We start from the raw sequence: 22,099 nt of genomic DNA on the forward strand, positions 1-22,099 counted from the left end.
GACTCGTTGAGATGCTATACTAATGAAAAGAAGCGATGCGTGAACATCGCTTCAATGTAGCCGTTTTGTGGTAGCATGTTTTGAGCTAAAATAAACCCGTCAACTTCTGCTAAAAGTTTATGACGGGTTTATTTTTTATCGCTTTTGCTTATTGTCAGCATAATGCCAACAAGCGCAAGCATCAACGATCCGAACTGGATCATCAATGCCAGTGCTTCCGCAACAGACAAAAGGCTACTCCCTTCGTTGAAGTAGGAAAATGCTCATAGGCATCACCCCCTGAGTAGCTACCATCATAAACAATCTACATGGTTTATTTTACCATATTTCCTTTCACATATTTTCATTTTTTGTTTTTTTATATGATTGTTTTTACTTATTCAATCATATAAAAAAAGAATATAAGAGAACAGCATCCGCACACACTATGTTTTTTTATTTCCTTACTCAAATGATTTTTTATCCATGACTCTTTATTTACAAATGACTCGCTAAGATGCTATACTAAAGAAAAGAAGCGATGCGTGAACATCGCTTCAATGTAGCCGTTTTGTGGTAGCAAAATTTTACGTAGTAAACCCGTCAACTTCTGCTAAAAGTTTATGACGGGTTTATTTTTTATCTTTTTTGCTTATTGTCAGCATAATGCCAACAAGCGCAAGCATCAACGATCCGAACTGGATCATCAATGCCAGTGCTTCCGCAATAGACAAAAGGCTACTCCCTTCGTTGAAGTGGGAAAGTGCTCATAAGCATCACCCCCTGAGTAGCTACCATCATAAACAATCTACATCGTCCATTTTAACATAGAACCCATCACATATTTTATATTTTTTGTTTTTTTATATGATTGTTTTTACTAATTCAATCATATAAAAACAGAGATAACGAGATATTAAATCTCACGATCTCTGTTTTTTATTTAGATGAAACTTCCTTCTGTTTGACCTTGATTTTCTCGGTATTCTGAAGGCGACTGTCCGACGATTTTTTTGAATAATTTTGAAAAATAGGTCGTATTATTATAGCCGATTTCATTAGAGATCTCATTGATATTTTGATTACTATGGATCAGCAACCATTTTGCTTGTTCCATTCTTAAGTGATTCAAGTACGCAGAGAAGCTTTTTTTAGTTTCTTTTTTAAACAGTTGTCCTAGATACATGACATTCAGATGCAAATGTTCTGCGACTTCTTTCAAGGTTAACGGTTCTTTATATTTCTCATGTAAGATTTGAAGAACTTTTTCGACATTTTGACTATATTTTTGATTATGCTGATTTTCCAATAAAGATAATAGGAGTTGATGCAACTCTTGGACAGATTTTGCTTGATTGATTTTTTGGATGCCTGTTAAATATTCATCATCTTCTAAACGGATCAGCTCACGATGGATATCCATAAATAATAAAAAACTGAAATGACGGATGTCTTCAGGCGACATGACCGCCTGTTGGAATTGCTCAAAAAAGTCAGAGATCATTTGTTGCGCGACCGCTAACTGACCACTTTTCAACACACGACTAAATGATACAAAATCAATTGATTGTTTGATTCCTGCTTGTTCGGCATAAAAAATACGTTGATTTCGATCCCCATAGAATTGATGTAGTTGTAAATTATCTTTAGCATGCTGGAAGCTTTGCGGTATCGTTTCCGGATCACAAGATTCATCCCCAATACTGATCAGCCAATTCTCACACATCAGCGACTGTTCGACAAAATAGCTAAACCGCTCTACTGCCTCTTCCTGAAGCAACAAAACAAATAAAACAAGTTCCCCATAATTCCGTTGGTAATAAAAAGGTTCTTTTCTTTTTGTCAGCCACTGACTGATTGTTGTTTCAGCCTGTCTAGGTACTTGTGCAAGTAAGACACGTCGCTGACGCTTGCCTAGTTTTTCTAATAGTTCTTCTTCACTAGGTTCATCCAATTCATCATTCAACCATTGGCTAAATAGAATTTCTTGGTACACTTCTTGTTGGTTTTTTTGTTGTCTTCGATGATCCAAGCGTTTCTTGACGGTTTCAAGACTAGTAATCAGTTCTGCTTTATTGACAGGTTTCATCAAATAATTAACAGCGCCTAACCGCATCCCGCTTTTTAGATAATCAAATTCTTGATAGCCCGATAAGATCATAAATTCAAAAAGATGTTCTTTTTGAGCAGCTTCAATAAATTCTAATCCATTCATCTCAGGCATCGTTACATCTGTGACGACTAGATCAATTGGCTGCGTCTCTAAAATCGATAGTCCCTGCATAGCATTTTCTGCAGTAGCAACAACGTTAAATCCTAAATTTTGCCAATTGATGATTTTTTGTAAGCCAGCCAAGATCATATATTCGTCATCAACTAGTAGTACATTATAAGACATCAGCAGCTCCCCTTTTTATTTTAAAAGTAATATGGATCGTTAATCCACCAGTTGCATTTCTAGCTAGGGTCATCTGATAACTCGGTCCAAAACTAGCACGTAACCGTTCATTGACATTTTGTAAGCCGATCGATCCACTGAGTTTTACTTTGCTTTGCGCCAACTGTGCGCTGATTTCAGCTAGTCGCTCTTCTGTGATTCCTTTGCCATTATCACGGATCAAAAGATGAACAAGTCCATTTTCTTCAAATACTTTTACACTCAATGCGTTATCAAAACGAGTAAAATCAACGCCATGTTTAAAATAATTTTCTACTAATGGCTGGATGATAAATTTCGGTACTTCAATCTCTTCCAATGATGATTCGATCGTGAAATGATAAGCGATGCGACTAGGATAACGCATTTGATAGAGGTACACATACTTCTCACAAAAATCCAATTCTTCTTTTAAATGAATCGTCTTTTCTTGATTGGTGTTATTACGTAATAATGCAGAGAAAGCATAGACAACATCTGCTAGTTCTTCACTGCCTTCACTGATGGCATACATTCGAATATATTCCAATGTGTTGTATAGAAAATGCGGATTGATTTGCGCTTGTAATGCGCGCATGTGCGCATCTTGTTGTTTGATTTCTAATTTGTAGATATCTTCCACATATTGATTGATACTGCCTAACATCTCATTGATTCCAACTGATAGGTCTTTTAGCTCGTATTCAGTGATACTAGTATCCACACGAGTATCTAAATTCCCTCTAGCCACTTCATCCATAGCTTCCATGACACGATCGATTTGTTGAGAGTAACGTTTGAACGTCTTGTATAAAAATAAAAGCAATAACCCATCCAATAAAATGACGCCAATAATCAACGGTGCTAAACTTTTTTCTGTTACTTGGCGAACCGTACGCTTATCCAATGTGGCTAAAATACGATAATCGTCGGACACCTCTTGCGATTGGATAAAATTCGATTTTTCTAATTTCTCTACTGGTAATGTAGAATCTGCTTGTAGGGTCTGACTGATCAACTTTTCTTGCTCAAAGATTCGTTCTTTGCCCAGTGCTCGATCATGAAATGTATACAGCCGATTACTCGTTCCGGAAATCATGTAAAGAGATAACCCATTAAACGTATTTAAATTCGTTAGCGCTGCATCAAGTTCATCTTTATCAAAACCTACAAACATACTGCCAATTTCTGCGCCACCTTGTGTAATCGTCATTTTGATATAAAAAGCCTGTTTTAATTGTGGCGTTCCCTTCTTGACTGTCCCGCCTTTGTTCTCTCTAGTGGACTCAAAATATTCTGGTAATTGGTTGAACACAAGGTACACACTACTTACCTCTTCATAATTGACATACATATCACGAACTACGTTAGGGAATGAAAGAAAATCAGCAGATTGTCGTTGTCGGTCATACGCATACATCAAATATTGATCGATCGGTTTAGTTAAATAAGTGGTGGTATTCTCGATTTTATCTGAATCCCCTACAAATTGATCTTTGATCACTTTACTTAACGTTGTTTTATCACTAAGCGTTCGCAACGTACTTTGAACTGCCTCATTTACTACTTGTTGTGCTTGGATTTGTCTTTGGATGAATGTATGCACACTGATGATGATCGTTGCAATCATCGTCAGAGCAATCATCATGATGGCATATTTACGCAATAAGCGGTTTAACAACGTTCCTTTTGAAAAGATGAAATCTAACCTATTCATATGTTTCCAACTGCAAGTCCAGATTTTCCCGCCATTGTTTGGTGATCGTTCCGTTCCAAACTGTAAGTAACCCAATCAATCCAAATAAAATCAACCCTTTATAATTCCACGTCACCCAAAGAATCAAACCACTACCAAGGATGATTTTTAAGAAAGTTGAAAAACTAGCGAAACTGGAAACCAAACTTAACTTTAATAGATTTCTTAAAGTCATTTGATAGCCACTATCCAAGATCATACTATATTGATACGTCGCATAAGCGTACAACATGCTGAACAGTATAATAAAATCAATCACTAAGAAAAGAATCCCTTGGATCTGTACAGATAAATACAAGTTATAACTAAGCAAAAAAAGACAAGCCGAAAAAAGACCAAATAATTGATTTCCTCTTACGAAGGATTGTTTGAACATCTGCCAACTTTCGCTGATCGTAATGTCTTTATATTCGAAACCATGGAGATAAAACTGTTCATTGACAACTTTCCAAGCTGGTCCGATTCCTAAAACGACTCCGCCACATACAGCTAAGCCCCAAAAATACAATGTCAATTTCATGATGACCCATACGCGTATGAATACTGTTTCCAATGCTCTACCTAACACAGGACTTTCCCCCTTTATTCTTCATCATATCCTATTATACAAAAACATACTGTAACATTGAGCATATTGGAACCTTTAAAACCAAATAAATGGTCTTCGAGGAGCAACACTTCGGTTATCAGCTAGATAACCGATACCAGAAGTAACTCCTTCGGAAATAAGACGGAATCCACAAAAATTCAAGAGCAATTTCCGTGGATTCCGCCTTATTTATCGGAGCTAGACACTTCCGTCACAACCTCAGTATGGATTAATCGTTTTCTTGTCGGAATGTATCATATTGTTTTTGCATTTCTGTCAGTACTTTGTCGTATCCAGCTTTATCTAAGGCATCCATTAGTTTTGGTAAGGTTTCATCTGGATCGACAGTTCCAGTGTTCAACCCATCAAGGTATTGATTCATGACATTTGAGATATTACTCAATTCAGTTTTTACACTGTCTGTATTAAAGCTGAAGCCTAAGATTGGAGAAGTTTCAGCTTCTGCAATCGATTGATCTCTTTTAGCAATCATTTCATCGGTAATCGTATCTTGTGTGTAAAGAATTTTATTATTACCGGTATTCCAAGCAGACATGTGAGTTTTTGGCTGATATCCGTCTAATAATTTCACTTTGTCATCGCCAACTTTTTCCCATGCTTCTCCTTCAATCCCCCAAACCAAGCCGTTAAGTAATTCAGGATCGCTATTCAATAACGCTAAGAACTCTACTGATTTCTCTTTGTTTTTTGACGTATTAGAGACAACAAAATTTGCCATTTGTGCTTGTCCTGTTGATTTCAACGGAACCGTGATCGGTTTAGACACTAATTCTTGATTTGCAGCATTTGTTAAAATCGTATCGCCGTAATCGTATGGTCCTTGTGTTTCTCCACGCATCAACCATGTATTACCTTCTAACGGATAATCTTTGTTACTAGTCGCTGCATCACTAGGGATCAATCCTTGATCATACCAACTATGCATCGTCCGTAACAGTTCAATGTAATTTTCGTTGTCATATTGGTTGATAATTTTTGTTTTGTCACCATTCAAATCAACCGCAAATGGCAAAGTATTTCCTAGTGGATAATCAAAATCACCTTGTACTTTAAATCCTTGACCAATGGCAAAAGCCGCTGTATTCGGTTCTTTTTTATGGAACTCTTGTAAAACTTTTTCTGCATCTGCATACGTTTCAATACCATCAATCGATAAATTGTATTTATCTAATAGTGGCTTATTGAAGGTCAACACTTGTTGTGCAAAGACATTGCCGTTTACTGGGAACGCATATAATTTCCCATTGACCAGATTACCTTTGATATATGCTTCATCCAAAGAATCATACGCTTCTTTTCCATACTCAGGAGCTAATTCAGTCAAATCTGCAAATGCGCCTTTTTGTGCATTTGATACGTAGTTGTTGGCAAAAGCAATATCGTAATTTTCACCAGATGAGATGATCACGTTCATCTTCTTCTCATAGTCACCCCAACCAATGTAATTGATATTGACTTTTACACCAATTTTTTCTTCAATACGTTTATTCGCGACTTCCAGCAGCTGGTCAAGGTTATCTGGTTTGTCACCGATCTGGTACATTTGTAATGTCGTTGTATCACTGGCCGCTGCATCGTCCTTGTCACCTGACCCGCCCCCACAAGCTGCTAAACTGATTGCTGTTAGTGCTGAGAATCCTGTAAAAGCTAATTTTTTCCATAACTTCATATCTTTTTCCTCCTATTTTAGTGCTTTATTCTTTGACGCCGCCAATCGTTAACCCTTTAACAAAATATTTTTGGAAAAATGGATAGCTGATCGCAATCGGTAATGTTGAGATAACAACGATTGCCATACGAGCAGACTCTCCAGGAACAGAAGCAAGACCGCCGGCTAACTGACTACCTGCTCCAGCATTTTGAGTAAGATATTGGATATTGCTTTGAATCTTCATCAATAAATATTGCAATGGTACGAGATTATCGTTTTGGATATACAGCAACGCATTGAACCAGTCATTCCAATAACCTAAAGCTGCAAATAAACTAATTGTCGCAATTCCTGGAATCGCTAAAGGTAAGACGATTTGTACAAAAATCCGAAGTTCACTCGCCCCATCTATCCTAGCAGATTCAATGATCGAATCAGACACCGAACGTTTAAAGAATGTTCGCATCACGATAATATTGAACGGACTGACCGCCATCGGTAAAATCAATGCCCAAATCGTATCTTTCAGTTGTAATAAATTCGTCATCACTAAGTAGTTCGCAACCATCCCTGGTGAGAACAACATCGTAATCAAACAAAAGACTGTAAAGAAACGACGAAATGGAAAGTTGGATCGAGAAATAGCATAAGCATATAAAGAAGTTGCTGTACTATTGATCAACGTTCCTACTACTGTCACAAGAACAGTGACGAAAAGAGCCTGAAAAATTTTGTTTTGCATCTGGTCAAACAAAAAAGTATATCCAAATGTACTAAGTGTTTTAGGCCAGAAACTATACCCTTGCGTGGACAAAATGGATTCATCTGTAAAAGAGATCGCAATGACAAAAATAAATGGTAATACACAAGAAAAAGCAAAAAGTGCAATCAAAATATTGGAGAAAAAGTTGGTGGTTTGACTAAACGAGCGAATCTCTACTCGTTGAACTTTCTTTTTATTCATTTTTCTCCTCCTTAGAACAATGCCGATTCGCTGTCAAAACGACGAGCAATCGTATTGGTGATCATTAATAAAACAAAGCCGACGACCGATTGATACAGCCCAGCTGCGGCCGTCATACCAAAGTCGCCAGTGGATGTCAGCCCATTATAGATATAAGTATCTAAAACTTGTGTCACTTCATAAAGCGCTCCGGAATTTCTTGGGATATTGTAGAACAAACCAAAGTCCGCTCGGAAAATATTTCCAACTGCTAATATCGTCAAGATCGTCATCAGAGGGATCAATTGTGGAATCGTCACATGTTTGATTTGTTGCCACTTGCTTGCGCCATCCACCATCGCTGCCTCGTAATACGTCGGATCGATTCCCATAACTGAAGCAAAATAGATGATACTGTTATAGCCGATCCCTTTCCATGTTCCAATAAAGACTAAAATAAACGGCCAATATTTAGGATCATTATACCAATTGATTGTTTCTCTCCCACTTGCTGCCAGCCATTGATTAAAGATCCCTTTATCTGGACTTAAAAACGCATAGACAAAGTAACTAATGATGACCCAAGAAAGGAAATAGGGCAGCAATGACATGGTCTGGTATACTTTTACCAATCGTTTATTTCGCAATTCACTCATAATGATTGCAAACACGACAGATATCAAAAGATTCAGTAAAATAAATGTCACATTATATAAAATCGTATTTTTGGTAATCAGAAAGGCTTGATCAGAAGAAAATAAAAATTTGAAATTCTCCAATCCAACCCATGGGCTCTCTCTTAAACTGGCAAGAAAGCCATCCGCAGAAATATGGAAATTTTTAAACGCAACGACATTTGCTAATACCGGGATGTAAAAGAAAAAAATCATCCAGATCATCCCAGGGATCGCCATCAAAACAAGCGCCTTATAACGCCATAAATTCCCAAAAAAACCTTTTAACCCCTTCCTTTTTCTCATATAAAAACTCCTTTCACCTCATTCGCACTGTCATTATAGCGCTTTCAAAAGATATAATAAATGAACAAATCATAGGGAAAATGAAACAAATTATAGAGAAGATTGTAAAAGAATCATTTTGATCTGAGGCGTGAGACAGAAAAACGAAAAATAGCTGTTTTAGGTTGCCATCTATAATGATTTCAATAAATAAACAAAACCTACTTACAGGATTTAGGAACACGTTCCTGAATCCTATAAGTAGGTTTTGTTTCTATTGCTCTATCTATTTTTAGTTTAAATGCAGTTAGAAAAACTTTTATGTACTTTGCTGTTGGATGCTTACATAATAATGTATGGCTGTGGTTGGATACTAGTTAAGTCAATGGATTTTCTCTGCATGTGCATATTTTTTAATAGCTCTGTACTTTTATTTAGTGAGAATGTGAAAAAAAGAACTCCGTAATAAAACTGATTACACATGTACAAAAAAAACAATAATATTTATGAAACCTTTTCACTGTATTAGTACTAATACAGTGAAAAGGTTCTCTTAAATCTCTGAATACTAATAAATTCTATTATAATAGTGTAGAATACTAACACTATAGAAAGTATTAACATAAAAAAAACCATTGAAAAGAAAATCGAGTTTCTATGATGTCCCTGTAAATCATAAGGCAAAATAGAATTGAGCAAAGAAACTAGTTTCATATTTAGAAAGATACAAATGATATAACTAAGACTTAATCCAATTATGTAGATAAAAAAATTTTTTAGTAGTAATTCTCTCAATACATATTTAGGTTGGATTCCCAAATATATTTTTGTTTCAACATCTGTTCTATCAATTACCTTGATTAGTAAAATTTTATTTCTAAAGTCAAATAATATATATATGCTAATTATCACTATTAAAAAGGATAAAATATCCCTCCCAAAAGAAATTTGCATAATTAAAAACTGATTTCCATCTAAACTTAGTTGTGCCGACTTTAAATCGCTACTCATTATTTCTTGTTCCATTATTTGAATAAATCTTTGTAAATACAGTTGCAAAAAGACACACTCAAAAAATAGGATGCCAATAATAGTAATCGAAACAACATATCTAAATCCTACTTTACATGCGCTTTTAATACTTCTCCTAACAAGATATAGGTTAGATAAAATAGTTGGACCCACATTGATCATATACCTTCTCTCCTTTAGTTAACTTAATGATTCTAAATTCAGATTCTTTTATAAAGTTAGGATCGTGAGTAGACATAATAATCGTAGAGCCAAGTTTATTCTTTTTTTTCAATAACTCAAATACTATTTTTGCATTTGCCTTATCTAAATTAGATGTCGGTTCATCAGCAATAATAATTGGGGGATTCGCAACGATTGCTCTGGCAATATTCACACGTTGTCTTTCACCACCAGATAAATTTCTAGGTAAATTTTTTATACATTGATCTATTTTTAGATCTGCTGTAACTTCCTCAACTTTCGACTGTATCAATGAGAATGGATAACCTAAATATTCCAATTTATAAGCTATATTTTCAAATACTGTCCACTCTTCAATCAATCTTGTGTCTTGAAAAACTACCCCCATCATTTCCCTTAAATTTTGTAATTCGATATAGTTATATTGACATAATTCTTTATCCTTGATTTTCAAGCTACCCGTATTATACATTCGTCTCCCTTGAATCAACTCAATTAAAGTGGTTTTTCCCGAGCCACTTTCTCCTATCAAAAATACAAATTCTCCATGTTCAATTTGCATATTTATATTTTTTAATACTTTATTGTTTTTATGTTCCACTCCAAGATTATCCATCAAGATGAAATTATTCTTTTTCATACTTCACCTCTGCATTGTTTTGAAATATTGACATAGAACCTACCTATAGATATTTTCTCTGAACTACCATCTCACATAAATAAATTATTATTCCTGGTTATAAACTAAATAAACTTTTAAAACAGCTTTTTTTCATTCGTTATGTACCTCCCATTTTGGGAAAATAGAAATATAATAGAGCATAATATTTCCTAAAATATTATTTGAGCAAATTACATAATTAATATTTTTAGTTAATAAAAAATTCAAATGATTTATACACTGAGTATAATACATTATATATTTATTATTTTGTTTTATCCGTCATAATTGGTTGATTTAACATCATAATCGTATATGGAAATTACTTTTTAGTTCCTTCTTGTGTTTAGACTTTCCACTATACACTTCTTTGTCAGCCCTAAACAAAAAGCTTATAGGATTGAGTAGTATACCCCAATCCTATAAGCTGTGTTTCAGGCTCTATTTACTTCTTACTTGTGCCAATTCATCTGGTGTCATTTGGCGATACTCTCCTAGAATTAAATCTTCTGGCAGAAGAAAATTCCCCATACGTATCCGTTTCAAGTAAGTGACTTCTTTTCCAACGGCTTTTACCATCCGTTTCACTTGATGGAATTTGCCTTCATGTAAGATCAAGCGGATACGAGAAGTGTTTGTTTTTTCATCGACTGAGTCAATGAACAGTTTTGCAGGCAGGGTCTGTTCCTCTCCATCAATGAGTAACCCTTCTGCAAAGGCTGACACATCTGCTTTCGTCATCACACCTTTGACCTCTGCCAAGTATTCTTTTTCTACGTGTTTTTTAGGAGAGAGTAATTGATGTGAAAACTGTCCATCATTGGTCAGGATCAACAATCCTTCTGTATCTTTATCTAACCGACCGACTGGAAATAGATCTTCCCGAAAATCTTCATCAGAAAGTAAGTCGATGACGGTTTGATCATGATTATCTTGAGTTGCTGAAACTACGCCGGCAGGTTTATTCAAGATATAATAAAAATCTTTTTGATAATGTAAGGATTCATCTAGATACATCACCGTGTCTTCGGTTTCTTTCACTTGATATTTATCACTTTTAATACAGTTTCCATTGACTGTGATCAAGCCTTTTTTGATTAGCCCTTTGACTTCTTTGCGGCTGCCAAGACCGATGTCAGCTAAAAATTTATCTAAACGCATGTGATTGTCCCCTTTTCAAGCAATGCCTGTCTTATTTGATGCGCAAACGTCGGCGTAAGCGAATCATCCCTTGACGACCTAATAACTTATCTGCGAGACGAAGCTTAAGTGCCAGATACGTATAAACCAAACCACCCACTCCAGCGACTAAAACAATTAATATTAGTGATTGGAACTTACTGTCTTGGTTCAAGAACATCCCAAAAATCATTTTCGTCAGCCCAGCTGCAAGGAGCATCAACAGAGTAAGAATAAAAATCAATAAGGTGCGGCGCCATACAAATTTCCGATTGAAGCGAGCCACTTGATGGATTTTCTTTAGTATCAACGAACAAGAAATGATAAATCCAATCATCGTTGCGAGCAATGGTCCATACACTTCAAAAATACGGATTGCTGGATACTGCAAGACTAATTTTACGAGAAACCCAACCAGTAAGTATTGGATCGCCGCTTTATTTTCAAACATCCCTTGGAGCATATTCGATACAAGCATATAAAGTCCTAGAAAAAGACCGACAAAACTTGCTTGGATCAATACTTGGCTTCCTAGTTGATCTGGTGTATAAAATAAAGTATTCAAAGGGTATGCCAAGAGCATCACTCCACACGTTGCAGGAAACATAATAAAGGAAAACAACTGTAAATTACTGCTTGTTAATTTTGCTAGTCCACGACGATCCTTGATCGTTACCGCTTCCGTGATCAAAGGTAAGCCTGTCGCAGCAATCGACGTCGCTAAAGCAATGACGACCATTGTCAACTTGTCAGGATTCGCACTGAAAATCGAAAAAAGATCCAATAATTGGGCATTGGAATATTCAGTGGTATCCGCCATGATTTTAATAAATGTAAATTGATCGACTAATTTAAAAATCGTGATCCCCGATCCTACGATGATAAAAGGAATCGCTTCTTTGATCGTATCCAACAATAATTCTTTCGTGGCAATGGTCACTTGGTTTTCACTGTACTGCACACGAGCTGCTGTATACGCTTGATGTTTCTTCAAAAAATATAATAAGACAGCCAAGCTGACAATCATCCCAATAAATGCTGCAAAAGTCGATTGAGTCACCGCAGTTACGTAGTCACCTGACAGGACTTTCATGATGATGAATGTAGAAAGCAACAGATAAAAAACGCGTGCAATCTGCTCAACGATTTGCGAAAGTGCATAAGGCATCATTTCCTGATTCCCTTGGAAGTATCCTCGAATAACACTCATACAAGGAAACACTAGTAGTGCTGCACTTAATGAGCGCATGATTGGAATCAATTCTTCCCCACCACCAGAGGCACGAGCTAACCAAGGCGAGGCAAAATACATAAATCCTGCAAAAAACACTCCTAAAACAGCCATCATTTGCATTGCTCTTAGAAACAACCGGTGAGACGTCCCGTATTCATTCAATGAATTGTAACGTGCGGTTTGTTTCGCAATGGCAGCTGGGATCCCTGCAGTTGAAATCATTAAGAATAACGCATAAATATTGTACCCCATATTGAATAATCCATTGGCAGCCTTTGCATTTTCGCCCATCCAAGCATACCAAGGAATAATATAGACCGCACCAAGTAATCGAGAGATCATATTACTTGCAGTCATCCAAGCAGAACCTCTAGCCATTTTCTCTTGAACTGTCAAATTTTCTACTGCTGGTTTTCTTTGATTAGTCATTGATCAGATTCCAACTTTCTTCAAAACATTACTCATATTTTAAGTGTAAATCCACAAAGTAGCAATCTTTTTATCGGCTTTTTTTATTTTGTAGCAGTTGTAGTTTTTACGTAATCACTGTTTTATTTCACTCACAGGATGAACTGGTTCTCTATCTTCGTTCTTTCGAAATCATCGCTTTTTCATTTTTTTCTAAGTTGCCATTTACAACAGTTGCATATTTTTTTGCATAATCACATTTTCTATTAAAACCTTCTATTTCGAATTTAGTATATAATTTTCTACTATTTTGATCAGAGGTAACTATAGCGTCTCTTGTCTTTCCATCATTCGTTGATTTTATAGGAAACATTTTGCTTGTAGGTACAGTCTTTTTAGATGAACGCTTGCTAGGAATTAGTTCTTCTGCAAATTTACGATCTATCTTATTTAACACATAGTCTAACGCTGCTTCCCCTTTAGTCGGACCTCCTTCTTTAGCTAACAATTCTTGCAGTTTAGGGTTAGTTTCTACTTCTTGTATTAATTTAATTAATTCATATACATCATATTTTGCACGTTGTCGCCTATACTTGTTGATACATGGGATGATCGAATTCATAGTGATTTCTGGATTCATTGTCCTATTCCTTCTTCCATTTTTTATTTAAATAACAATTTTTAGATTGAAACAAGATAGATTATTCTCTTTACCATCTACCATCCTTTTAAGGTTTTGTTTTACTTAGACTTTCACGCTCCGACCAAACGTTTATCTTCGTTCTTTAGAAATCGGATGATTTACCTTTTTAGTTAATGCGGTGTTTACTGCCTGTGCAAATTCATTCGCCGAACGAATTTTACGTGTGAAGTATATCGGACTCTCTTTCATATCCTCAATGGATTTTTTGGCCATTTGTGGGCTCTGCGGCGAATCTTCTGTAGCCTTTACATCATCAAATTTGTTTGCGTGTTTTGTTCTACTTGTAGTCAAGTCGCTTCGACTGATTCCTGCTTTTGATTGTTGTTCGTTGTTGCTTTTAGTGACAACTTGCGCCTTCTTCGCCTTTTCTAAAGCAATTCTATCGGACTTTCGATCGCCTCTTATCATTCCCCATGCTCTTCTCCACAGTAACTGAATTGCTCGACCGATTTGCTTTAGGGGTCTGAATCTTTGTTCACGATGAGGTTGATCTATCGCCTCATTAAATGAGTCTTCTTTGCGTACAAAGTTGTTTTCTAGTCTGGCTATTACATCATCTTCTGGTATATTATAATGTGAAACTATATATTTAAAGGCTATAAGCTTCTCATCTTTCGATAGATCCTTTTTGTTAAATAACTTTTCCCCAAATTCACGTATTTCTTCATCAATCATTTTCTATTCCTTCTTTCTTTTTTATTTAAGACTCGCCTTGCAGATACTATCAGATAGACCTAGTTTGTTTCTGTCCTTTTACCATTTTTTCTACTAAAAGGTTAAAGCTGAGACCAAACGATTTACCCTCGTTCTTTAGAAACCACAGCTTTTTCTTTTTTTGAAAATAAGTTATTTGCCGTTTTGGCAGCTTCATTCGCCGAACGAAGTTTATGCGGCAAGTAGCTTGGACTATCCCTTACTATCTTAGTGGACTGCTTCTCATTTTTTTGGATCGTTTTTGGCTTTGGTAACGAATAATTCCCAACTGTTCTAGGTTCTTTCCTCTTTGTTCTCCTGCCTATTTTTTGGATTTTTTCAACTATGTATGACAAAATTCTTCGTCGTTTTGATTTAAGCTGTAGAGAGGTTCTCCCTAAAGATGGAACACTGTTGACTGTTTTTTTTGTTCGTTCTTCTGAATGTTGCGTGATTCTGCCTCCACCGAACTCTTCCTTCGCCTTATTTAAGGCTACGCTATTTAAAAATTTAGAATCTAGTAGATTTCTCCACACCCTGGTCATCATTCCCAGTTGTTTCCCACTGTCTTGACTCGCTTGTTTGGCTTGTTCCCTAGGTATCAAATGATCTTGTGAACTATAGCTATCGTCTAGACTATAGTAGATTGAGTCAGATTCTATACTATACATTGAACTATCCTCTAGATGATTTTTTGAATGTAAAGATTCAACCTCTCTGCTCCGTTCAGATTGCTCTCGTTTCTCTTTAGATACAGTATTTCTCTTTGATAACTGCTCATTAAATCCGCTTATTTTTTCAGAATTCATTTTTAGACCTTCTCTCTTTTTATTTCAATCAGTGATTCCTTAGTAAGATTTCCTTATCTCGCTTGATCTGCTGTTGGATATCAGCGATGGAACACTTCTTTGCTACATTCGTTGTTTTTTTGTGCACTATTTCCTGTTGGAATATCACTTTTTTATTATGGAAATCTGCCCGTTTCTTTCGTATCCAATCATTTGTTCCTGTCCACTTTCCATATTCTATCTTCTTTCATTTTTACTTAAATCAACTGTTCCTGAAAATACGTAACAAAAAATATGCTATAATAAACCAAATAAATACAAAGTGAGGGATGATTCAATGAGCTTCTCCTTAGAAGATATCCGCAACTTATTGTTAAAAGAAAATCTGTTAAAAGAATTTGTATCACCACAGGGGTGGCATCTTTATGCTCCAGAAAATAGAGTATTCAAGAAATTAAGTTATGACTCACGTCAGGTCGACGCTGAGACATTATTTTTTTGTAAAGGATTAAATTTTAAAGAAGAATATTTAACTGTCGCAATTGCTCAAGGGCTTAATTACTACGTCGCCGAAGAACCTTATGAGAATGAAGCATGTGGCATAATCGTGACCGATATTCGCAAAGCAATGGCGATTCTTTCCATGGCTTTTTATGATTATCCACAAAACAAGATGCTAGTCATCGGATTTACTGGGACTAAAGGTAAAACCACCGCTGCATACTTTACAAAAGCCATTCTAGACCATACGACTAACTATAAAACTGCCCTTTTTTCAACAATGAATACCACATTAGACGGCAAGTCTTTTTTCAAATCGAATTTAACGACCCCAGAGTCACTTGACTTGTATCGCATGATGGCTGAAGCAGTAGAAAACGGTATGACACATCTTGTCATGGAGGTTTCTTCTCAAGCCTACAAGACGCAACGTGTTTATGGACTAACTTTAGATGTTGGGATTTTCTTAAATATCTCTCCAGATCATATCAGTCCGATCGAACATCCTACGTTTGATGATTACTTTTATTGCAAACGACAGTTGATCTTAAATTCAAAAAAAGTGATTTTAAACCGTGAGAGTGATTACTTTGATTTATTAGTGGAAACAGGTCAAGTCCACGGTATTCCTGCAATCACTTACGGACGAGCAGATACAACAGACGTTCAAGTGAAAAGTTTAGAAAATCAAACACAGGCGTTTCAATTGATCACACATGGTTCTGATTTACCTGTTGAAGCGGAGTATGAGATCAAATTAGCTGGTGGCTTCAATCAAGAAAATGCAGCTAGCGCAATCATTGCGGCGACTTTAGTCGGTGCCTCGATCACCGATGCCCAACAAGGCCTAAGAGAAGCTAGAGTACCGGGACGCATGGATCAGTTGACCCATAAGAACGGCGCCCATGTTTACGTTGATTATGCCCATAACTATTTAAGTTTAAAAACACTTTTAGCATTTGCTAAAAGTGAACATCCCAATGGTCGTGTGATCGTCGTTCTAGGAAGTCCAGGAAACAAAGCGATTTCCCGCAGAAAAGACTTTGGAGAAGTCTTGTCAGAAACAGCCGATATCGTTTTCTTGACTGCAGATGATCCTGCTTTTGAAGATCCACAAAAAATTGCAGAAGAAATCCACGCAGCAATCACCAATACAGCGCTTGCTGTTCATTATGAAATGGACCGTCCCACTGCGATCCAACTAGCATTAGCAGAAAGCCATCCAGAAGACTCTGTTGTGATTGCTGGTAAAGGCGTGGATGCGTATCAAAAAGTTGGTGGCGTAGATGAACCTTATGAAGGTGACTATGACATAGCAAAACGCTTGATCGAACAATGATTGCTTTATAGAAGAACCAGATTTTCTAATTTAGACAGCTAACACCAACTAAAAAGCCAACTCATCATGAGCTTTCCTTTTTTATGATGAGTTGGCTTTTTTATATGGTTATCTCTGTATTTTTTGAAGTAAGAGTAAGTGAATGATTTTTTCTTTAGATTTCTCACCTTTCAATCATTTTTTTATGAATCTTTGCTTTCAAGTTATTGAGAGATGGTCATTTCGAAGCACTGTATTAGGTCGTGCTTTAACGATTTTTTATTCTAAAAAAACGACTATTTCTTTTAATGCAACCTACTAGCGAAAAATATAGCGCAGTTCTTTACACGTATAATCACTTTCGTAATGTCCATAACAATTTTTCTCAGAGATATTGTGCATATTCAGTTTGTCTAGTACAACATATATCCTAAGATTAGAATAGTGGATGGCTATTTCAATGCTGTTTTTACACTCTCTTTCGATAGGCTTATTAAATATTTTTTCTTTTTATACTTGTTGCGATAGTAAAGTGCGCCCTTTTCCACGAATAATCGTCTTTCAATCACCACTTTTTTGAATCTATTCAACAAGCGATTTTTAGGGTCCCATTGCATACACTGCCAGTATCTTTTCCAATGCGGTCGATACTTATGTTCTTCTGCTAATAAGCTAGGCCACACTTTCTCAAATCCTTGCAACTCTTCTACAGTTTTAATTTTTTCCAACACTTTACTAACGATCCATTCATATAGCTCTTTATTGTAGTGATCAATGGCATATGCCGATGAGTTTAGTTCTGTCAGACTAGGAGATCCTTTCAGTGTCACTTTTCTCAAATTACACCTTGGTAAAATAGTTTTCGCTGCTCATCCATCCCAAATCATAAAAGGTACACTTTGTCTGTATCCCTTCCACTATCCCACTTTCTTAAACTTAATCATTTACACGTAAATACGAAAATTGATATTCCTCTTACTTTTCTACCTGAACGGAATGTCTCCTTACTTTTGTTTGAGCTTGTTGTCTGATCCTCTGTTCATTTAGCGCACTTGCCTGTTTGCCAAACATTTCTACTTTTTCCCGAAAGGCTGGATTCATATCTTTTCTCATTTTTTTGACCGTTTGTATGATATTCTCGTCATGAATTGTCTGTATTAATTTATTCATTCGGTTTACTTTTGTCAGAGAAGAGGGGATGTTTTTCTGTTCCAGTTTATTTTTTTTACGCTCAAAATATCTTTGCCACTCTAGAACAAATGCGCCCTTGATCCAAGGTGGAGCTACTCTTTTTCCGTTTTCAAAGAAAGTAACTTTCTCCCCTAGTTCTGAATAATTCCGGTAAATTTGTCGGAGTGCACGTAGCAAAAGCTCATTTTTAAGGACCTTCTTAGGGAGTAAATCCACATTGTGTTTTTGAAGTTTAAAACATATTCCACGCAGGTCAATACCATCTAAGGAAATATAAATCGGGATATTCTCTTTTATAGCCATATCCACTGCAATCTCATAAGCTTGTATTTCAAGCCCTTTTACAGGTGCTTTCATTTTATGATCTTTATAACAGTAAAATTCATAATATAGTTTTTTTCCATCTGTTTTTAAACTACCGGGTGATGTTTTGGTAAAAAACACTCCCATTATTTTATTTAATCGATTGAATTGATCTTCCCTCTCTAACCCCATCGTTCGAAGATACTCAGGTACATGTACTAGCTTTTCGCTTTGTGATTCCAACAAAGAAGGTAATTTATTAGTAAAAATCTCCCAATCTTCCTTGGTTATCAGTTTCCCTTCCTCAACATGTCCCATGATCAACTTTTCGATTGCTTTATTACAAGCGTCAAACATATGCGCCTTATAGTCCTTGTTGACGAGTTTCTCCTCTATTTCAGGGGTTTTAGCTAACGATTCACAGGCGCTTTCATGACCAAAAAATAATATTTTTCTATTATTTTTTGGTTCTTGATTCGTTTCTGATTCTGACTTTTTCGTGTCAATTTCTTGCTTAATGTAAGCTTGCCAATCTTTGATATAATTTCCATCAATCCAAGGTGGTGGCACACTTTCTATGTTGTTTATAAAAAGAAACTTTTCTTTAAAATTTTTTAATTGCGAAAATTCTCGATAGATATAGTGAATCGATTCGCGAAAAATAGCTGTTTCAGAGCGGTTTAAAAAATCGTAATCGCTGATATCTCTTTGATTGAAATGACTTAAAGAAAATAAAATAGTTAGCTGATGACTCATTGCCGTATCTAGAGCCGTCTTGTACCCATGTTCCTTAAGTAGATTGATTGAAATTTCATTTCCAACAGCATTGGTATAGAATAATCTTTGGCCATCTGTCTGAAGATTTCCTGCTTGAATGGCTCCTTCAAAAACGTTTGTTAAGTGATTCTCAGGATAGCGATTCATTGACTCATAGTATTCAGAAAAATAAATTAATTTTTTTTCATTTTGTGGAAATAGTAACAAAGGTAAGTTATCAGAAAAATCCTCCCAGTCTTTTAATGTAAGTAGTTTATTTTCCTTAACAAACTGAATGATCAACTTCTCTATTTCATTATTACATGCGTCAAACATTTGTACCTGATAGTCTTTACCCGGTTGGAATCGTTCCGATTCATTTGACTCAAATAACCATTGATACTCACTTTTCTTCCCAAAAAACAAAATTTTTATTTCATTTGCTATCATTCTTTTCTCTCCTGTTCCTCAGTGACGCCTGTTTATTCTACGAATACGCTTCAATAACCAAATATTTGTTGCCGTAACAGCCAATAATATATACACGAATCATCTAAATACTTCACAACGTGAACGCTCGCTGTCTACCGATAGATTTTTCCATTTTTTTTTGGATGTGTCCTTTCTCACTTACTTCTAAAAGCAGTGATTTGAAAGACTTTAATTTATTTTTCTTCTTCTCTTCTGGGAAAACATCATATGTTAGATCGTCCACAGATTTAGAGATCTCTTTCCCTAACTTTTTCTTACGATGCTCATGATACTTTTGCCATTCATGAATGTGATCTCCTTCAATCCAAGGAGCATTTACAATTTTTCGATTTAGGAAAAATAAGACTTTTTCCTTTAATTGATACCAATGTCGGTAAATATAGCGTAATTCTTTACAGGTATACTCACTTTTGTACTTTTTTTGGCGATTTTTTTTCATGACTTCTTTCATCTTTATACCATCCAACACGAAATAAATGAGAATATTGGGATAATGGATGGCCATATCGATGCCATTTTTACAGCCTCTAGTAATATGGTCATTACAACTTATTATCTCGCCTTCTGCATTTTGAAAATACAATACGACACCTTCTAGTCGAAGATTTTCATGAAAGATTGGATAATTGAACGTTGCCCATAAACAGTTCTTAGGACTCCAGTCCATACACTGCAAGTATTGTTTCCAAAGCGGATGTTCATACCAAAATCGGAATAACACAAAAGGTAGTTGTTCTATAAATAGACGCCACTGCCCAAAAGTGCGTAACCTTCCTGATCTTTTTCGTTCAACTATCGCCATATGTAGCCTGTTATTATAATAATCAATAATATGTGCATGTTCTGATTCACCAGATAAGGTTGGATAGCCTTGTAGATCAACTTTATTATTCTTTACATCGGCAAAAAAAGCTTCACGTTTCTTATATAAGCCATAAAGCAAGATATCTTTTTCTGAATCCATTGATCTATCCCTCCATGAACTTGCTTTGTCTCCGCTTTGTCTACTTATTCTTGTTCGCAGTTCTTCCATTTACAGATCTGAACATTCAGCGCCCCCACTATAGGCAGACGCTAGATGTCTAAATCCGTTCATTCTTTTTCAAATCAACATTGATTTTCTTCCATGATCGCGACCACTCGTGTCCAACCAGCACTCGCTTTTTTGATTTTAGTTGGGAAACAGCTTAGCTTGAAACCAGTGGATGGCAGTTGATCTAAGTTCGTCAATTTTTCAATATGACAGTATTTCTTTTCGATTCCAGCAAAATGACCTTCCCAAATAATCGAGGGATTGCGAGTCTGTTTAAATTCTTCCGCAATAAACGGTAATGGTCGATCCCACGACCAAGCATCCGTACCAACTAAACAGATTCCTTGTTCTAATAACCAAAGGGTTGCTTCTCGTCCGACACCACATCCACTGATCAAATAGTTTGGCGTCCCCCAAAACGGCGCAGCACCTGTCTGAATCAACACGATATCTTTTTCTTTGAGTGTATAGTTGATATTTTTCAAGGCGTGTTGAAAGTCAGTGATTGTTAACTGATAGCCATTTGGTTTATCTGAAAAATCAAGCATGACGCCTTCTCCATAACACCAATCAAGGGGCACCTCTTCAATGGTCCAAGCTGGCTGTCCATTATCCATCGTTGGATGATAATGATAAGGTGCATCCATATGAGTGCCAGTATGCGTAGTGAGCTGGACACTTTCCATCGCCCAAGCTAAGCCATTAGGTAAGTCTTCCTTTTTTGCTGTTTCAAAAAAGCGTAACATATCAGGCACGCTTTTCTCGTGGTCTAAATAGTTGATCACCGGAATCATTTCTTGCGGATCACTTGGCACTTCATTTTCAATTGTGATACTTAAATCAATCAATTTCATTTACTTGTCCTCCTTTTTCTAAACATCTTTATTTCATACTTGTATCTAGTATACGGAGGATTTCCCACATATTTGTCCTTTTTTTTCTGTTATTTGATATAAATATCAAGCATCCTTGAGTTGCTATCGACCATGTTTACATCCTTTTATGACTGTCCATATATGAACCAGACTATTCTCCTTATTTTTATCATGTTGCGCTTTTGACTCTCCTGGCAATTGAAATGTTGCGGCTTCCTTTAAGAGGGGGAGCAACTGTTTTCTACTATTTCATGCCTTACTTTGATAGTGTTCTCCCTCTAGAAGTAACTTTGTAGGTTCTATTGACCAATAGATATCTATTTTTTTGTATACAAGGTTATTTTTACAAGCTTCTCCAATTTTCTCATTATTCAACATATATAGGCTTTCCTTTTTTCATAACAACTCACTAAAAAACTCAGTTACCATCTCTAA

General features: G+C 36.0%; 19 protein-coding genes. 1 reads left to right on the top strand and 18 read right to left on the bottom strand.

Features of this window, described 5'->3' with window-relative positions; all coding sequences use genetic code 11:
- Positions 1-128: 128 nt before the first annotated feature.
- The 14 genes from IGK77_RS13450 to IGK77_RS13515 form a co-directional block, all read right to left on the bottom strand.
- Positions 129-203: a putative holin-like toxin gene (locus IGK77_RS13450; protein WP_229054132.1), complete on the bottom strand. Its 75-nt coding sequence runs from the start codon at positions 201-203 to the stop codon at positions 129-131.
- Between the two features lie 408 nt (positions 204-611).
- Positions 612-686 carry a putative holin-like toxin gene (locus IGK77_RS13455; protein WP_248299565.1) on the bottom strand — a complete coding sequence of 25 codons (75 nt, stop codon included), beginning with the start codon at positions 684-686 and terminating at the stop codon, positions 612-614.
- A 236-nt stretch (positions 687-922) separates the two neighbouring features.
- The gene (locus tag IGK77_RS13460; protein ID WP_071867540.1) at positions 923-2,377 is read right to left on the bottom strand and encodes a response regulator transcription factor; all 1,455 of its coding nucleotides are present in this window, start codon (positions 2,375-2,377) and stop codon (positions 923-925) included.
- Positions 2,367-4,112 carry a sensor histidine kinase gene (locus IGK77_RS13465; RefSeq protein ID WP_074801381.1) on the bottom strand — a complete coding sequence of 582 codons (1,746 nt, stop codon included), beginning with the start codon at positions 4,110-4,112 and terminating at the stop codon, positions 2,367-2,369. Before IGK77_RS13465 ends, IGK77_RS13460 begins: the two co-directional genes overlap by 11 nt.
- Positions 4,105-4,719: a YesL family protein gene (locus IGK77_RS13470; protein WP_074801384.1), complete on the bottom strand. Its 615-nt coding sequence runs from the start codon at positions 4,717-4,719 to the stop codon at positions 4,105-4,107. Before IGK77_RS13470 ends, IGK77_RS13465 begins: the two co-directional genes overlap by 8 nt.
- A 250-nt stretch (positions 4,720-4,969) precedes the next feature.
- Complete coding sequence (locus IGK77_RS13475; RefSeq protein ID WP_071867538.1) at positions 4,970-6,430, bottom strand: ABC transporter substrate-binding protein; 1,461 nt, start codon at positions 6,428-6,430, stop codon at positions 4,970-4,972.
- 25 nt (positions 6,431-6,455) lie between these two features.
- Positions 6,456-7,376, bottom strand: a complete 921-nt coding sequence (locus IGK77_RS13480) for a carbohydrate ABC transporter permease (protein ID WP_071867537.1) — start codon at positions 7,374-7,376, stop codon at positions 6,456-6,458.
- A gap of 11 nt (positions 7,377-7,387) precedes the next feature.
- Positions 7,388-8,335 (bottom strand): ABC transporter permease, encoded by a 948-nt coding sequence (locus IGK77_RS13485; protein WP_034689760.1) that lies wholly within the window; start codon positions 8,333-8,335, stop codon positions 7,388-7,390.
- A gap of 1,141 nt (positions 8,336-9,476) precedes the next feature.
- Entirely contained in the window at positions 9,477-10,169 is a 693-nt protein-coding gene (locus tag IGK77_RS13490) for a cell division ATP-binding protein FtsE (protein WP_074801389.1), read from the bottom strand.
- 462 nt (positions 10,170-10,631) lie between these two features.
- Complete coding sequence (locus IGK77_RS13495) at positions 10,632-11,351, bottom strand: pseudouridine synthase (protein WP_074801393.1); 720 nt, start codon at positions 11,349-11,351, stop codon at positions 10,632-10,634.
- 31 nt (positions 11,352-11,382) lie between these two features.
- A complete protein-coding gene (locus tag IGK77_RS13500) occupies positions 11,383-13,032 on the bottom strand; it encodes a putative polysaccharide biosynthesis protein (protein WP_074801397.1) in 1,650 nt (549 codons plus the stop codon).
- Between the two features lie 151 nt (positions 13,033-13,183).
- Entirely contained in the window at positions 13,184-13,651 is a 468-nt protein-coding gene (locus IGK77_RS13505; protein WP_074801400.1) for a hypothetical protein, read from the bottom strand.
- Positions 13,652-13,783: 132 nt separating this feature from the next.
- Positions 13,784-14,389, bottom strand: coding sequence for a hypothetical protein (locus IGK77_RS13510; protein WP_074801403.1), 606 nt, complete (start codon positions 14,387-14,389; stop codon positions 13,784-13,786).
- A 122-nt stretch (positions 14,390-14,511) separates the two neighbouring features.
- Positions 14,512-15,078, bottom strand: coding sequence for a hypothetical protein (locus IGK77_RS13515; RefSeq protein ID WP_177187696.1), 567 nt, complete (start codon positions 15,076-15,078; stop codon positions 14,512-14,514).
- A 454-nt stretch (positions 15,079-15,532) separates the two neighbouring features.
- Between IGK77_RS13515 and IGK77_RS13520 the strand changes: the two genes are divergently transcribed.
- Positions 15,533-17,035 (top strand): UDP-N-acetylmuramoyl-L-alanyl-D-glutamate--L-lysine ligase, encoded by a 1,503-nt coding sequence (locus IGK77_RS13520; RefSeq protein ID WP_071867530.1) that lies wholly within the window; start codon positions 15,533-15,535, stop codon positions 17,033-17,035.
- Between the two features lie 431 nt (positions 17,036-17,466).
- On the opposite strand, the gene IGK77_RS13525 is transcribed toward IGK77_RS13520, so the two are convergent.
- The 4 genes from IGK77_RS13525 to IGK77_RS13540 form a co-directional block, all read right to left on the bottom strand.
- Complete coding sequence (locus IGK77_RS13525; protein ID WP_074801409.1) at positions 17,467-17,844, bottom strand: hypothetical protein; 378 nt, start codon at positions 17,842-17,844, stop codon at positions 17,467-17,469.
- Between the two features lie 145 nt (positions 17,845-17,989).
- Complete coding sequence (locus IGK77_RS13530) at positions 17,990-19,714, bottom strand: hypothetical protein (protein WP_074801411.1); 1,725 nt, start codon at positions 19,712-19,714, stop codon at positions 17,990-17,992.
- Between the two features lie 112 nt (positions 19,715-19,826).
- Positions 19,827-20,720, bottom strand: coding sequence for a hypothetical protein (locus tag IGK77_RS13535; protein ID WP_071867527.1), 894 nt, complete (start codon positions 20,718-20,720; stop codon positions 19,827-19,829).
- 143 nt (positions 20,721-20,863) lie between these two features.
- Positions 20,864-21,643 carry a cyclase family protein gene (locus tag IGK77_RS13540; protein ID WP_071867526.1) on the bottom strand — a complete coding sequence of 260 codons (780 nt, stop codon included), beginning with the start codon at positions 21,641-21,643 and terminating at the stop codon, positions 20,864-20,866.
- Between the last annotated feature and the right edge of the window lie 456 nt (positions 21,644-22,099).

This window comes from Enterococcus sp. DIV0806c, assembly GCF_051710905.1.
GTDB classification, from domain to species: domain Bacteria; phylum Bacillota; class Bacilli; order Lactobacillales; family Enterococcaceae; genus Enterococcus_B; species Enterococcus_B mundtii.